Source organism: Kitasatospora sp. NPDC127067 (assembly GCF_042724755.1).
Lineage (GTDB): Bacteria > Actinomycetota > Actinomycetes > Streptomycetales > Streptomycetaceae > Kitasatospora > Kitasatospora lactacystinica.
Genome location: NZ_JBHXEM010000035.1, coordinates 45,137 through 58,911 on the forward strand (window position 1 = coordinate 45,137; position 13,775 = coordinate 58,911).

Here is a 13,775-nt window from a genome sequence, read left to right on the forward strand (position 1 = left end):
CTATTCTTTACCTGTTTCCCGAGCTTTTGGCGGGGCCTGAGCTGCCGGGTAGCGGGCCGTAAACGGTGTGGTGCGGGCGTGGGGGGGCTCCCCTTCCCGCTGCGCCGACTCCGGTTTCACAACTCCCAACCACGGCCAGGAGTAACGCACTTGTCGATCGAAGCCGCGCTGTACGACGGCCGCCCGAACAACGGCCGCCGCACCAGCCCGAACCTGCTGCACCTGTCCACCGACCACGGTGCCGGTCTCGCCGACGCCCTGGCCGCGCACGCCCGCCCGTCCGACCACCGGCTCGGCCGGATCGACCCGTACGGCGACACGCTGTTCAACGAGCAGGACGCCGGCGCCGCCTTCGAGGAGGCCACCGCACTGCTCGCCCGCTGCACCACCGGGGAGCAGCGGGCGGCCGTCCGCGACCTGCGCAACCTGCTCGCCAACTGCGCCGCCACCCCGGGCAGTTGGCTCATGTTCCTCGGCGACTGAACCGCTAGGACGCGGCCCGGTACACCTCCGCCGCGACGGCCAGGTCCTGCCAGGCCATCCCGACGCTCTTGAAGAACCGCGGCCGCCCGTCCGGCACCAGCGCGTCGCCGCGCACCAGCTCGGAGAGGTTCCACAGCTGCCGCCCGGCCACGCCCGCCATCAGCAGGTCCCCGGCCTCCCGGCCCGCGACCGTGCGCGCCTCCACGTACAGCTCGGCCCGCTGGACCAGCAGTTCGTCGACCTCCCGCGCGTCCGGCTCGTGCGAGCCCACCGCGGCCACCGCCGCGTGCGCGGGCACCAGCGCGCCGTCGAACAGCGGCGTGCGCGCGGTGGTGCAGCAGACCACCAGGTCCGCCTCGCGGACCGCCCGCGGACCGCCGACCTCGGCCGTCAGCCCGAGCTCCCGCCCGTACGCAGCCAGCGCCTGCGCCCGGTCGGCGTTGCGCGCCACCACGGTGAGCCGGCGCAGCGGCCGGACGGTGAGCAGGGCGTCCAGGTGCCCGTACGCCTGCGGCCCGGAGCCGAACAGCACCAGGTGCTCGGCCTCCGGCACCGCCAGCCGCCGCAGCGCGGCCGCGGTGACGGCGGGCGTGCGCAGCGCGGTGAGCGCGGCGCCGTCCAGCAAGGCGAGCGGCTGCAGGGTGGGCCCGTCCAGCAGCAGGTAGCTGCCGGTGATCCGGGGCAGCCCCCGCTCCGGGTTGGCCGGCGCGACACCGGCGATCTTCACGCCCGCGTACGGCCCGGCGGCGGCCGGCATCATCAGCAGTTCCCCGGCGGGCACCGGTACGGCGGATCGGGCGGGTGCCGCCTCCGGGTCGAACCCGTCCAGCAGCACCCGCTCGATCGCCCCCACCGCACCGGCGGGCCCGACTCCGCCGGTCCCCGCCACGGCGTACTGGAGCGGCACAACCGCCGTAGCGGGCAGTGCGGTCGGGCTCGGGTCGCTCGGAACCACAGCGGCCCGGCCCACAGCGGTCCGGTTCTCGGCGGTCCGGTTCTCGGCGGCCCGGCTCTCGGATGTCCGGCTCACAGCAGGAACCCCGCTCCCAGCTCGTCGTCCGGCTCCAGGACGAAGCCGTGCTCGCCGGTACGGAAGGCCGCCCCGCCGACCTCGGTGACCACGCCCTCGCCCTGCGGGTCACCGCCCGGCAGGAAGCGGCCGGAGAAGACCGTCCCGATGATCGACTCGTGCCGCAGCGGCTCGCCGGGGGCCAGCCGCCCCTCGGCGGCGAGCACCGCCAGCCGGGCGGAGGTGCCGGAGCCGCAGGGCGAGCGGTCGATCTGGCCGTCGGCGAAGACGGTGACGTTCCGCTGGTTCAGCACCCCGTCCACCGAGGGGAGTTCGTCGTACAGCACCACTCCGTACACACCCGAGAGCCGGGCGTCCGTCGGGTGCGCGACCGCCTCGGCGCCGGCCAGCGCGGCCCTGATCTCCCGCCCCACGGCGGTGAGTTCGGGCAGTCGCTCCGGTTCCACGGCGAGCCCGAGGGCGGCCGCGGACACCGAGGCGTAGCAGGCGCCGGAGTGCGCCACGGCGACCTCCACGGTGCCGAGCGAGGTCTCCACCGGCAGCTTCAGCGCGGTCACCCGGCTGGGCACGTTGCGGAAGGTCACCCCGGTGGTGTGCCCGCCGGCCCGGTGCACCAGGGCGGTGACCCGGCCGGACGGCACGTCGATCCGCACCCGTGCCACGCCGTCCGCGGGGGCGGGCACCAGGCCGGAGTCCACGGCCCAGGCGCCGAGCGCGATGGTGCCGTGCCCGCAGGCGGTGGAGTAGCCGTCCTTGTGCCAGAACAGCACGCCCAGGTGCGCCTCGTCGTCGTCCGGCGGCACCAGGAAGCCGCCGTACATCCCTGCGTGGCCGCGCGGCTCCTGGACGAGCAGCTGCCGGACGTCGTCCAGCGCGCTGGGCCGGGGCGCGGTCGCGCTGCCGCCCGCGCCGAGCGCGATGGCCCGGCGTTCGGCGACGGTGTCGCCGGGGATCGGCGGCACGCCGTCCAGCACGATCCGGAACGGCTCGCCGGCCGTGTGGTAGTCGACGGTGCGGACGAACATCAGGCGCCACCTCCCGGCAGCACGCTGACGGTCCGGCTGACGGTGTAGAAGTCCAGGGCCGCCTGGCCCTGCTCGCGTTCGCCGTGGCTGGCGCCCTTGGCTCCGCCGAAGGGCAGGTGGAAGTCGACGCCGCTGGACGGGGCGTTGACCCGGATCATGCCCGCGTCCAGCCGGTCGGCGGCGGCCAGCGCCACGTCCAGGCTGCGGGTGTGCACCGAGGTGGAGAGGCTGTGCGGGGTGTCGTTGGCGAGCGCGATGGCCTCGTCCAGGTCGGCCGCGGCGTGCAGCACGGCGATCGGGCCGAAGAACTCCTCGCGGGCCAGCGGGTGTTCGGCCGGCACCTCGGCGAGCAGGGTCGGCTCGACGTACCAGCCGTCCCGCTCGGGCACCCGGCCGCCGGTGAGCACGCTCGCCCCGGCCTCGACGGCCGAGGAGACGGCGCCGGTCAGCCGCTCCCGGGCGGCGGCGTTGATCACCGGTCCGCAGACCGCGTCGTCGACCGCCGCCAACGCCTTGACCAGCGCCTCGCGCAGCGGCTCGTGGGCGGCACCGACCGCGATCACCCGGCTGGTGGCGGTGCACTTCTGCCCCGCGTACCCGGCGATGGCCGCGGCGATGTGCCCGGCGGCCTGCGCGATGTCGGCGTCCGGCAGCACCAGCGCGGCGTTCAGCCCGCCGAGTTCGGCCTGCACCGGCACCCCGCGCTCGGTCGCGGCCCGCACCACGGCCCGGCCGACGCCGGTCGAGCCGGTGAAGGAGATCACGTCCGCGGTCTCCACCAGCGCCGCGCCCTCCTCGGCCCCGCCGGGCAGCACCGTGAACACGTCCTCGGGCAGCCCGGCCAGCTCGGCCAGCCGCAGCGCGCAGGCCGTCGCCTCGGGCGCCGGCTTCAGCACCACCGCGTTGCCGACGGCGAGGGCCGGCGCGGCCTTCCAGGTCGGGATCGCCAGCGGGAAGTTCCACGGCGCGATCAGCCCGGCGACCCCGTAGGGGCGGCGCCGGGTGAGCAGCAGCCCGGGGCCGGCGGCGGTCTCGTGCACCGCCCCGGAGGGCGCGTACGGCGCCTGCGCGTAGTAGCGCCAGATCGCCGCCGTGCGGGCGACCTCGCCGAGCGCCTCGGCCAGCGGCTTGCCGACCTCGCGCACGATCAGCGCGGCCAGCTCGTGGGCGTGCGCCTCCACGGCGTCCGCGATCCGGCCGAGCGCCGCCGACCGGGCGCCCGCTCCGGCGGCGAGCCAGTCGCCCTGCGCCGCCCGGGCCCGCCCGACGGCGGCCCGCACGGCCTCGGCGCCGGGCTCCTCGACGGCGACCACGAGGTCGGCGGGGTCGGCGGGGTTGTACGAGGTGATGGTCACAGCCAGCAGCCCTTCGAGGGAGGTACGGGGAACGAAGGAGGGAGGAGGGGTCAGAGCAGGAAGCCCGCCGGGAACGGGTCGCTCGGGTCGAGGAAGTACTGGGCGGTGCCGGTGACCCAGGCCCGCCCGGTGACGGTGGGCACCACCGCGGGCCGCCCGGCCACCTCGGTCTCCTCGACCAGCCGCCCGGTGAAGGTGGTCCCGATGAAGGAGTCGTTGCGGAAGTCCCGCCCGAGGGGCAGTTCGCCGCGCGCGTGCAGCTGGGCCATCCGCGCCGAGGTGCCGGTGCCGCAGGGCGAGCGGTCGAACCAGCCGGGGTGGATGGCCATCGCGTGCCGGGAGTGCTCGGCGGTGGAGCCGGGGGCGAGCAGCTGGACGTGGTGGCAGCTGTGGATGGACGGGTTCTCCGGGTGCACCGGCCGGTCCGGGCTCGCGTTGATCGCGTCCATCATCGCCAGGCCGGCGTCCAGGATCTCCTGCTTGCGCTCGCGCTCGAAGGGCAGCCCGAACTCGGCGAGCGGCAGGATGGCGTAGAAGTTGCCGCCGTACGCGAGGTCGTAGGTCACCGTGCCGTAGCCGGGCACCTCGATCTTGCGGTCCAGGGCGACCGAGTAGGAGGGCACGTTGCGGATGGTCACCGCCTTGGCGGCGCCGTCCTCGACGTGCACCTCGGCGACCACGAGTCCGGCCGGGGTGTCCAGCCGTACGGTGGTGACCGGCTCGACCACCGGGACCATCCCGGTCTCGACCAGCACGGTGGCGACCCCGATGGTGCCGTGCCCGCACATCGGCAGCAGTCCGGAGACCTCGATGTAGAGCACGCCGAAGTCGGCGTCCGGCCGGGTCGGCGGCTGGAGGATCGCGCCGCTCATCGCGGCGTGGCCGCGCGGCTCGTACATCAGCAGGGTGCGGAAGTGGTCCAGGTGCTCCTGGAAGTGCACCCGGCGCTCGGCCATGGTGGCGCCGGGGATGACGCCGAAGCCGCCGGTGATCACCCGGGTCGGCATGCCCTCGGTGTGCGAGTCGACGGCGTGGAACACGTGGCGGCTGCGCATGGGTCACAACTCCCGTACAGGTTCGGATGGTGGGGGGTGGGCCGGGCCGACTGCCGCCGCAGCCGGCCCGGGGGCCCGGGTTCGCGCCGGTGTCAGACCAGGCCGTCGGCCAGCGCCTTCTCGGTGGCCGCGCGGACGGCCGCCTCGATCTCCGGGACGAGCGGCTGGCGCGGGGCGCGCACCGGGCCGCCGGGTCGCCCGGCGATGTCCATGGAGAGCTTGATGGCCTGGACGAACTCGGTCTTGGAGTCCCAGCGCAGCAGCGAGTGCAGCGACTTGTAGAGCGGCAGCGCGCTCTCCAGGTCCTTGGAGACGGCGGCGTCGTAGAGCGCCACCGAGGCGGCCGGCAGGGCGTTCGGGTAGCCGGCGATCCAGCCGACCGCTCCGGCGAGCGCCAGCTCCAGCAGCACGTCGTCGGCGCCGATCAGCAGGTCCAGCCCGGGGGCCAGCTCGGCGATCTCGTACGCCCGGCGGACGTCGCCGCTGAACTCCTTGACCGCGACGATCGAGCCCTCGGCGTGCAGCTGGGCGAGCAGCGGGGGGACCAGGTCGACCTTGGTGTCGATCGGGTTGTTGTACGCCACGATCGGCAGGCCGGCCTTGGCGACCTCGGCGTAGTGGGCGCGCACCGAGGCGTGGTCGGCCCGGAAGGCGTTCGGCGGCAGCAGCAGGACGGAGCCGGCGCCGGCCTCGGCGGCCTGCTCGGCCCAGCGGCGGGACTCGGCGCTGCCGTAGGCGGCGACGCCGGGCATGACCCGGGAGCCGTCGCCGGCCGCCTCGACGGCGACCTCGACGACCTTGGCGCGCTCCTCGGCGGTGAGCGTCTGGTACTCGCCCAGCGAGCCGTTGGGGACGACGCCCTCGCAGCCGGAGTCGATCAGCCAGCGGACGTGCTCGGCGTAGGCGTCGTAGTCGACGGAGTGGTCCGGGCGCAGCGGGAGCGTGGTGGCGACCATGATGCCGCGCCAGGGACGGTTGGTGTCGTGCTGGGTGATGGACACATGAGCTCCTTGATGAGGTGTGACATTTTACAAGAGCGGACGGGCCGGAGACAAGGTCCCCGGCCCGCCGTTCGACGGCGGGCCCGTTACGACTCCGGGGTGGGCCCCGCCGCCAGCTGGGAGAGCGGCACCGGGCAGCCCAGCGGGCGGCGGTCGGGCCCGGGCTCACCCGAACCGGCCAGGCAGGCCACGGCCGGACCGCACATCCGGCCCTGGCACCAGCCCATCCCGGCCCGGGTGAGCAGCTTGACGGTGCGCGGATCGCCCGCGCCCAAGTCCTCGACGGCCTCCCGGATCGCCTCGACCGGCACCTCCTCGCACCGGCAGACGTCGGTGTCCGGACGCAGCCAGCCGGTCCAGCCGGGGCCCGGCCGGTGGGCGGCGGCCATCAGGTCGGCGAAGGCCCGCAGCCGCGAGCGGCGGCGCATCAGCGCGGCCGCGGGCCGCTCCCCGGCCACCGCGTACGCGGCCAGCTCGCCCTCGGCGAGCGCGAGGTCCGCGCCGCCGACGCCATTGGTCTCCCCCGCGGACCAGAGGCCGGGCACGCTGGTGCGCAGCCGGGCGTCGACCTCCAGCGCGACCGCGCCGTCCGACCCGGTCACGGTCCGCGCACCCAGCTCGGTGGCCAGGTCGATCTGCGGCAGCAGGCCGTGGCCGACGGCGAGCGCGTCGCAGTCGATCCGCCGCCCGGTACCGGGCACCGGCCGCCAGTCGGCGTCCAGCCGGGCCACCGTGACGCCGGTGACCCGGTCCGTCCCGTGCGCCTCGACCACCGCGCTGCGCGGGCGCAGCCGCACGCCGTGGCGCAGCAGCGCCCCGCCGTGCCCGGCGCCCTCGACCAGCTTGCCGGGCACGCCCGCCAGTACGCCGGGGTGCCGCGCGTACCCGAGGTAGGCGGTCGCCTCGACCACGGCGGGCACCTCGGCCCCGGCGGTGACCAGCGAGGAGGCGGCCGCGAGCAGCAGCGGGCCGCTGCCGGCCACCACGATCCGCTTCCCGGGCAGCACCAGCCCGGCCTTGAGCATGGCCTGGGCGCCGCCCGCGGTGACCACCCCGGGCAGGGTCCAGCCGGGGAACGGCAGCTGCCGCTCGTACGCGCCGGTGGCGAGCAGCACCGACCGGGACCGGACGGTGGCCCGGTCGGTGCTCTCCGGCCCGCGGGTGACGTGCACCGCGAAGCCGTCCCCGGTGCGCTCCAGGGCCCAGACCTGGTGTCCGGCCAGGAAGGCGGCCCGCCCGGCGCGCTCGTGCGCGTCGAGCCGGTCGGCCCGGCCGGTGTAGGCGGACCAGTGGTGGTGCAGCCGGTCCGGCCGCGCCGCGCCCAGGCCGGGCGCCGGGTGGCGGTAGTACTGCCCGCCGGTGCTCCGCCCGCCGTCCAGCAGGGCGCAGCGCAGCCCGAGGTCGGCGGCGGTGACGGCGGCGGCCAGCCCGGCCGGGCCGGCGCCGACCACCACGAGGTCGTACGGCTGGCTGTCGTGGGCGTCAGACGGCGAGGTCGGCACGGCCGTGACCCTCCTGGGTGGTGACGGTGGTGCCGGGCTCCGCGGGGAGCAGGCAGGTGCGCTGGTTGGGGCGGCCGTCCACGGTGGCCAGGCAGTCGAAGCAGGCGCCGATCCCGCAGAACGCCCCGCGCGGTTTGCCGCCGACCCGGGTGGTGCGCCAGGCGAGCACGCCGTCGGCCCAGAGCGCGGCGGCGATCGACTGCCCGGGCAGCGCGGGGACGGGCCGCCCGTCGAACTCGATGTGGTGGGCGGGCCCGGGCTCGGCCTGGACCAGCCCGGCGGGGGTGCGGCGGCGCATCGGCGGCTTCTCCAATCCTGGACGGAATCTCATGTGTGGCGATGGCGGGCCGGCGCTCACCCGGCCGGGAAGCGGTCCGCCCGGAACGGTGCGAGGTCCAGCTCCGGCCGCTTGCCGGTGAGCTGCTCGCTGATCAGCAGCCCGGTCGCCGGGGCCAGCCCGATGCCGGCCCCCTCGTGCCCGCAGGCGTGGTAGAGCCCGGGCACCCGGGGGTCCGCGCCGATGGCCGGCAGGTGGTCCGGCAGGTACGGGCGGAAGCCCCGGTAGGTGCGCATCACGGTGACGTCGGCGAGCACCGGGAACAGCGCGGCGGCCTGGGCGGCGAGCCGGCTCAGCACCTCCTGGGAGAGTGTGCGGTCGAAGCCGACCCGCTCCCGGCTGGCACCGATCAGCACCGGCCCGCCCGGGGTGCCCTCGATCACGGCGGAGGTCTCCAGCCCGGCCGATCCGCTGGCCACGTTGGCCACGTAGTCGGCGGCGTAGACCTTGTGCCGCACGACCCGCGGCAGCGGCTCGGTGACCAGCACGAAGCCGCGCCGGGGCAGCACCGGCAGGTGCACTCCGGCCAGCGCGGCGATCTCGCCGCCCCAGGTGCCGGCCGCGTTCACCACGGCGGCGGCGGCCAGGCTCCGCCGGTCGGTCCGCACGCCGCGCACGGCGCCGTCCGGGCCGCGGTCGACGGCGGTGACGCTCTCCCCGGTGATCAGCTGGGCGCCCATCCGGCGGGCCTCGCGCAGCAGGTGGGCGGCGGCCAGGGCGGGCTGGACCTGGGCGTCCTGCGGGTAGTGGAAGCCGCCGGCCAGGCCCTCGGCCAGGTGCGGCTCCAGCTCGCGCAGCCGCTCGCCGGGCACCTCCTCGGCCTCGACCCCGACGGTCCGCTGCCCGGCGGCGAAGGTCCGCAGCGCGTCCTGCCCGGCGGCGGTGGAGGCGACCACCACGCCGCCCTTGGGCTCGTACTCGATCGCGGGGCCGAGCCGCTCGGCGAGTTCGCGCCAGAGCCGGGTGCTGAGCAGGGCGAGGTCGAGTTCGGGGCCGGGCTCCTTGTCGGAGACCAGCAGGTTGCCCTCGCCCGCGCCGGTGGTGCCACCGGCCACCGGGCCGCGGTCCACGACGGCCACGGCGAGCCCGGCGCGGGCGGCGTAGTAGGCGCAGGCGGCGCCGACCACACCGGCGCCGACCACGACGACGTCCAGGGGAGGTCTCTCGGTCTTCAGCACGGCAGTAATATGTCACATGCCATGCGACCTGCCAAGACCGCCCCACCGAAACCCGGGACCACCCCCACCAGCGGAAAGGCCGGAACGGCGGGAAGCCCCGGCCCACCGCTCGGCAGAGCGGCGGACCGGGGCTCCCTCAAGCCCTACCGGCTCAGGTGATGTCGTCCATCTCCTCGCGACGGGACGCCGGCACCGACGCACCGGCCGCCGGGGTCGCCGAGGCCTGGACGGACTCCGCACCGGCCACCGGCTGCACCGAGAGGTCCACGTGCGAGGCCTCCTCGTCGTCCAGCCCGGCGTCCGGGTTGCGGCGCGCCTTGCGCTTGTCGTTGAAGAGCGCGATCCCCACCGCGATGAAGTACAGCGCCCAGATCGGCATCGACAGCAGCAGCATGCTGAACGGGTCGGCGCCCGGAGTGGCGAACGCGGCGAACACGGTGATCGCCATGACCATCCCGCGCCACCAGCTGAGCAGTCGCTTGCCGGTCACGATGCCGACCAGGTTGAGCATCACCAGCAGCAGCGGGAACTCGAAGGCGAGGCCGAAGACCAGCACCATCCGGGTGGCGATGTCGAAGTAGTCCTCGGGCGGCAGGATCGGCGTGGTGTCGCTCGGAGTGAACGAGATCAGCATCTCGACCATGGTCGGCATGACCATGATCGCGGCCGCCACACCCGCCAGGAACAGCGGGGCGCCGCACGCCATGAAGATGACCGCGTACTTCTTCTCGTTCCTGTGCAGGCCGGGCGCCACGAAGGCCCACACCTGGTACAGCCAGACCGGGACGGCCGCCACCACGCCCGCGGTCAGCGCGACCTTCAGCATCCAGTTGAAACCGGCGGTGAGGCCGATGTTGGACACCTGGGCGCAGCGCCCGTGGTACTGGTCCGCGTCGACCTTGGTGTTGCACTGCGGCAGCGGCTGGAGCAGGAAGTGCTCGATCTGCTTGTGGTAGATCGCCGCGACGATCGCGAACAGCACGATCGCCAGGACCGACTTGACCACGCGGTTGCGCAGTTCCCGCAGGTGGTCGGCGAGGGCCATCCGCCCCTCAGGATCCTTTGACGCCTTCGGCGCCTTGGAGAGCTTGCTCAACCCCGGTCCTCAACTCGTGCGTCGGGGCCCGCCGGTCGACGGGCCTCCGTGGTCGCGTGCCTCCCGCACGTCGTGCGCGCGGCGTGCGTCAGCTGCCTCACGTGCGCCGCGCTCAGTGCGGGCGGTCGCCGTCGGGCGCGGAGGCCCCGGCGGCGGGCTCGTTCACCGGACGGGCCGTGGCCGAAGCGCCCGGAGCGGACTGGATGGTCCGGCCCGCGGCACCGTCGACCGGGGCCGCTGCCCGGGCGGGCGGGGCCGGCTGCTCGGACCGGCCGTCCGAACGCATCGCCTGGGCCTCGCTCTTCAGGATCCGCATCGACTTGCCCAGCGAGCGCGCCAGGTCGGGCAGCCGCTTGGCTCCGAACAGCAGGATGGCGAGAACCACGATCACCACGATCGCGGTCGGCGAGATGCGCATGCGCGACCACCTTCAGTCATGGCGGCCCGACGGGCCGTCCGCTGCGGATGGTAACCGCTGCGGATGACGCCACGACGACGGCCGCCCGAACAGGACAGCGGCCCCCGGTACGCGGTTCAGGAGCCAACTGAGAGCGTAACCCGCCCCCACCCGCGCGCAGCAGCCCCCGTACCACCCGGAGCCGCGCCGTGCTAAGCGGCCGGGACCCGGTCCGCCGCCGGGTCGTTCGCCGCCGGCATCGCGTCCGCCAGGTCCTCGGCCGCCGCGGCCAGCGCCCGCGAGGCCCGGTCCACGCCCTCGGCCAGCGCCCGCACGTCCAGCCAGAGCCGGATCGCGAGGACCCCGAGGACCAGCAGGCCCGCGGTGGCGAGCAGGACGGCGGCGACGAGCATCCAGGACATGCGCCCACCCTATACGGGGGTCACCCCTCCGCCGGGACGAGCCGCATGGTGCGCACCCCGGCCCGGGTGAGCGCCTCGACGATCTTCTCCCCGGCCGGCTTGCGCACCGCCGCACCGCACCGCGGGCAGCCGAAGCTGTAGTGCGCCTGGGCCGGGGTGCGACCGAGGGTCAGGCGGAAGTCCTCGGCCGGGAGCTCCACCTTCTCCCGGCACTCGGAGCAGTACACCTTGAATCTGGTCCCGGGTTCCACCGCTCAGGCCCGCCCCTCCCCGTAGGCGGCCAGCGCCTCCCGCGCGGCCGAGCGCGCCTGCTCGGCCAGTTCGGGCGGCGAGACGATCCGGCCGTCCCGGCCCAGCCGCAGCGCCAGCGGGCGCAGCTGGGAGGGGTCGGCGCTGCGCAGGGTGATCCGCAGCCCGCCGTCGGGCAGTTCCTCGGCCCGGTCGTGGGTGTAGTACTCGGCCACCCAGCGCCCCCCGGAGGAGACCTCGACGACCACCTCGGGGTCGTCCGCCGCCGGGTTGACCAGCCCGCCGCTCAGGTCACGGGGCTCGCGCCGGGGCGGGTCGGCCGGGACGTCCAGGACGCGGATCTCGGCGACCCGGTCGAGCCGGAACATCCGGTGGTCCTCGGAGGTGCGGCACCAGGCCTCAAGGTAGGTGTGGCCCTCGGTGAGCAGCCGGATCGGGTCCACCTCGCGCTCGGTCATCCCGCCGCGCCCGTGCGAGTAGTAGCGCAGCCAGAGCCGGCGGCCCTCGCTGAGCGCGCGGTCGATGTCGGCGAACACGTGGCTCTCCGCCTCGAAGGTCACGCCGACCCGGGCGCTGCCCTCGGCACTCTCCCCGGCCGCGTTCTCGATCTTGGCGACGGCCCGGGTGAGCGCCTCCCGGTCCCCGGCCCGCAGGCCCGGCAGCCCGGCCACCGCGCGGGCGGCCACCAGCAGCGCGGTCGCCTCGTCGGCGGCCAGCCGCAGCGGCTGGGCCACGTCGTCGACGTTGTGCCACCAGATCCGCTCGCCGTCGGTGTCGATGTCGAGCAGGTCGCCGCCGCGGAAGCTGGTTCCGCACATCGGCAGCACGTTGAGGTCCGCGATCAGCTCGCGCTCGCTGATCCCGAACGCCCGGGCCACCTCGGCGACCTCGGCCCCGGGCCGCTCGCGCAGGTAGGTGACCAGCGACAGCATCCGTCGCGTCTGGTCGATGGCATTACTCACGGACGCTCTCCCTCGATACCCGCGACCGCCCGCAGCCGGTCGACCACATCCGCCCGCAGCTCCTCCGGCCCGAGCACCAGCACGTCCGGCCCGAACTCGGCCAGGTCCGCGCCCAGCCCGTTGCCGTACGGGATCTCCAGCTCGTCCCAGGCCTCGTCCACCCGGGTGCTGCCCAGTGCCTTGGTGCGCAGCGGGAAGCCGGCGCCCCGGCGGACCCGGACGGTCGCGGTGGCGGTGGCCCCCTCCCCCGCGAACTTCGCCACGGTGGCCCGGACGTCCACGTGCTCGGGCACGGTGCCGAGGAACGCCCCGGACCTCGCCTTCACCTTGCCGGTGATCCGGCTGAGCCGGAACACCCGGGCGTCGCCGCGGTCGCGGTCGTACCCGGCCAGGTACCAGTGCCCGCGCCAGCACTCCAGCGCCCACGGCTCGACGCTGCGCTGCTCGGCGGCGGCGGCGCCGGCCTTGCGGTACTCGAAGGAGACCGGACGGCGGTCCCGGGCGGCGGTGAGCAGCGGCTCGAACGCGGCCTCCCGGGCGGGGATGCGCGGCTCCAGGGCGGTGCGGCCCTCGGCCTCGGCGAACGGCACCCCGGCCGCGCGCAGCTTCTGCAGGGCGCCGCTGGCCGCACCGGACATCTTGGCCTGCTGCCAGACCCGGGCGGCCAGGGTCAGCGCGGCCGCCTCCTCGGCGTCGAGGGCGATCTCGGGCAGCCGGTTGCGGTCGGCGCGGGCCAGGTAGCCGAGCTCGCCGTCCAGGGTGCTCTCGTCGACGTCGATCACCAGGCCGAGCTCGCGCAGGTCGTCCTTGTCCCGCTCGAACATCCGGTTGAAGGCGTCCTCGCTGCCGTTCTGCCAGGCCTCGCGGTACGCCTCGATGGACTCCCGCAGCTCCTTCTTGGAGAGCGGACGTCGGGTGTTCATCAGGCACAGGGCGAGATTCATCAGCCGCTCTGCCTTCGCGATCGCCATCGCTGACCCTTCCGGTGTGCCGCGCCGAGCGCGGGGTGCGCCAACCGGGCGATCACCACCCGGCGGGACCGACCGTACCGGTAGCGGTACGCACCGCAAAAGCGGCATCCCCGAACACCCCCGGACATGCCCGTGGGCCGGGCCCCCGGAGGGGTCCGGCCCACGGCGCGAGCAGGCTCAGACCGCCAGCAGGTCGACCACGAAGATCAGGGTCGAGCCGGCCGGGATGAGCGGCGTCGGCGACTGGTTGCCGTACGCCAGGCGCGCCGGGATGGTCAGCTCGCGGCGGCCGCCGACCTTCATGCCGACGACGCCCTGGTCCCAGCCCTTGATGACGCGGCCGCCGCCCAGCGGGAAGCGGAACTCGTTGGGGCTCCGGTTCCAGCTCGCGTCGAACTCCTCGCCGGTCTCGAAGGTCACACCGACGTAGCGGACACTGACGTTCTGACCCCGCTTGGCCTCCTCGCCGTCACCGACGACGATGTCGCGGATCTGCAGCTCCGTCGGGGCGTCGCCGATCGGGAAGTCGATCTCGGGCTTCTCGTTGAGGTTGACGCTCACAGTCCCTCTTCTCACATTCGCTCTGCTGTCACGACCAAGCGGCGGGCGCCCGCACCCGGTCCGTTCTTCCCGGACCACGGTACCGGCGCCCGCCCCCCCGCCCCCCCCCCCCCCCCCGCCCGCCCCCGGGGGGACCCCGAGCCCAAAGGCA

General features: G+C 75.1%; 16 protein-coding genes. 1 reads left to right on the top strand and 15 read right to left on the bottom strand.

The window, feature by feature from the left end; genetic code table 11:
- Positions 1-150 precede the first annotated feature (150 nt).
- A complete protein-coding gene (locus ACFWJ4_RS17220; RefSeq protein ID WP_359901125.1) occupies positions 151-483 on the top strand; it encodes a hypothetical protein in 333 nt (110 codons plus the stop codon).
- Positions 484-487: 4 nt separating this feature from the next.
- Here the strand turns inward: ACFWJ4_RS17220 and ACFWJ4_RS17225 are convergent, their stop codons facing one another.
- The 15 genes from ACFWJ4_RS17225 to ACFWJ4_RS17295 form a co-directional block, all read right to left on the bottom strand.
- Positions 488-1,513, bottom strand: a complete 1,026-nt coding sequence (locus tag ACFWJ4_RS17225; RefSeq protein ID WP_380544667.1) for an ornithine cyclodeaminase family protein — start codon at positions 1,511-1,513, stop codon at positions 488-490.
- Positions 1,510-2,538 (bottom strand): proline racemase family protein, encoded by a 1,029-nt coding sequence (locus ACFWJ4_RS17230; RefSeq protein WP_380544669.1) that lies wholly within the window; start codon positions 2,536-2,538, stop codon positions 1,510-1,512. Before ACFWJ4_RS17230 ends, ACFWJ4_RS17225 begins: the two co-directional genes overlap by 4 nt.
- Positions 2,538-3,893 carry an aldehyde dehydrogenase family protein gene (locus ACFWJ4_RS17235; protein WP_359901134.1) on the bottom strand — a complete coding sequence of 452 codons (1,356 nt, stop codon included), beginning with the start codon at positions 3,891-3,893 and terminating at the stop codon, positions 2,538-2,540. Before ACFWJ4_RS17235 ends, ACFWJ4_RS17230 begins: the two co-directional genes overlap by 1 nt.
- A 50-nt stretch (positions 3,894-3,943) precedes the next feature.
- Complete coding sequence (locus ACFWJ4_RS17240) at positions 3,944-4,948, bottom strand: proline racemase family protein (RefSeq protein ID WP_380352898.1); 1,005 nt, start codon at positions 4,946-4,948, stop codon at positions 3,944-3,946.
- A 92-nt stretch (positions 4,949-5,040) separates the two neighbouring features.
- A complete protein-coding gene (locus tag ACFWJ4_RS17245) occupies positions 5,041-5,904 on the bottom strand; it encodes a dihydrodipicolinate synthase family protein (protein WP_380352909.1) in 864 nt (287 codons plus the stop codon).
- A gap of 131 nt (positions 5,905-6,035) precedes the next feature.
- Entirely contained in the window at positions 6,036-7,451 is a 1,416-nt protein-coding gene (locus tag ACFWJ4_RS17250) for an NAD(P)/FAD-dependent oxidoreductase (RefSeq protein ID WP_380544672.1), read from the bottom strand.
- The gene (locus ACFWJ4_RS17255; protein WP_359901145.1) at positions 7,432-7,749 is read right to left on the bottom strand and encodes a (2Fe-2S)-binding protein; all 318 of its coding nucleotides are present in this window, start codon (positions 7,747-7,749) and stop codon (positions 7,432-7,434) included. Before ACFWJ4_RS17255 ends, ACFWJ4_RS17250 begins: the two co-directional genes overlap by 20 nt.
- 56 nt (positions 7,750-7,805) lie before the next feature.
- Complete coding sequence (locus ACFWJ4_RS17260; protein ID WP_380544675.1) at positions 7,806-8,966, bottom strand: NAD(P)/FAD-dependent oxidoreductase; 1,161 nt, start codon at positions 8,964-8,966, stop codon at positions 7,806-7,808.
- A gap of 151 nt (positions 8,967-9,117) precedes the next feature.
- The gene (gene tatC, locus ACFWJ4_RS17265) at positions 9,118-10,011 is read right to left on the bottom strand and encodes a twin-arginine translocase subunit TatC (protein WP_380544710.1); all 894 of its coding nucleotides are present in this window, start codon (positions 10,009-10,011) and stop codon (positions 9,118-9,120) included.
- Between the two features lie 163 nt (positions 10,012-10,174).
- Positions 10,175-10,480 (bottom strand): Sec-independent protein translocase subunit TatA, encoded by a 306-nt coding sequence (tatA, locus tag ACFWJ4_RS17270; protein WP_380544678.1) that lies wholly within the window; start codon positions 10,478-10,480, stop codon positions 10,175-10,177.
- 191 nt (positions 10,481-10,671) lie between these two features.
- A complete protein-coding gene (locus tag ACFWJ4_RS17275) occupies positions 10,672-10,881 on the bottom strand; it encodes a hypothetical protein (RefSeq protein ID WP_380544681.1) in 210 nt (69 codons plus the stop codon).
- 20 nt (positions 10,882-10,901) lie between these two features.
- On the bottom strand, positions 10,902-11,132 hold the full coding sequence (locus ACFWJ4_RS17280) for a hypothetical protein (protein ID WP_380455537.1): 231 nt from the start codon (positions 11,130-11,132) through the stop codon (positions 10,902-10,904).
- Between the two features lie 3 nt (positions 11,133-11,135).
- Entirely contained in the window at positions 11,136-12,062 is a 927-nt protein-coding gene (locus tag ACFWJ4_RS17285) for a WYL domain-containing protein (protein WP_359901265.1), read from the bottom strand.
- A gap of 26 nt (positions 12,063-12,088) precedes the next feature.
- Complete coding sequence (locus ACFWJ4_RS17290) at positions 12,089-13,063, bottom strand: WYL domain-containing protein (protein ID WP_359901160.1); 975 nt, start codon at positions 13,061-13,063, stop codon at positions 12,089-12,091.
- Between the two features lie 177 nt (positions 13,064-13,240).
- Positions 13,241-13,624 carry an FKBP-type peptidyl-prolyl cis-trans isomerase gene (locus tag ACFWJ4_RS17295; RefSeq protein ID WP_359901163.1) on the bottom strand — a complete coding sequence of 128 codons (384 nt, stop codon included), beginning with the start codon at positions 13,622-13,624 and terminating at the stop codon, positions 13,241-13,243.
- Between the last annotated feature and the right edge of the window lie 151 nt (positions 13,625-13,775).

What these genes read in the sequence shown, in the direction of transcription:
- ACFWJ4_RS17230 (WP_380544669.1), bottom strand. Translation starts at nt 2,538, where the DNA reads ATGTTCGTCCGCACCGTCGACTACCACACGGCCGGCGAGCCGTTCCGG.
- ACFWJ4_RS17240 (WP_380352898.1), bottom strand. Translation starts at nt 4,948, where the DNA reads ATGCGCAGCCGCCACGTGTTCCACGCCGTCGACTCGCACACCGAGGGC.
- ACFWJ4_RS17245 (WP_380352909.1), bottom strand. Translation starts at nt 5,904, where the DNA reads ATGGTCGCCACCACGCTCCCGCTGCGCCCGGACCACTCCGTCGACTAC.
- ACFWJ4_RS17255 (WP_359901145.1), bottom strand. Translation starts at nt 7,749, where the DNA reads ATGCGCCGCCGCACCCCCGCCGGGCTGGTCCAGGCCGAGCCCGGGCCC.
- tatC (WP_380544710.1), bottom strand. Translation starts at nt 10,011, where the DNA reads ATGGCCCTCGCCGACCACCTGCGGGAACTGCGCAACCGCGTGGTCAAG.
- tatA (WP_380544678.1), bottom strand. Translation starts at nt 10,480, where the DNA reads ATGCGCATCTCGCCGACCGCGATCGTGGTGATCGTGGTTCTCGCCATC.
- ACFWJ4_RS17275 (WP_380544681.1), bottom strand. Translation starts at nt 10,881, where the DNA reads ATGTCCTGGATGCTCGTCGCCGCCGTCCTGCTCGCCACCGCGGGCCTG.
- ACFWJ4_RS17285 (WP_359901265.1), bottom strand. Translation starts at nt 12,062, where the DNA reads ATGCTGTCGCTGGTCACCTACCTGCGCGAGCGGCCCGGGGCCGAGGTC.
- ACFWJ4_RS17290 (WP_359901160.1), bottom strand. Translation starts at nt 13,063, where the DNA reads ATGGCGATCGCGAAGGCAGAGCGGCTGATGAATCTCGCCCTGTGCCTG.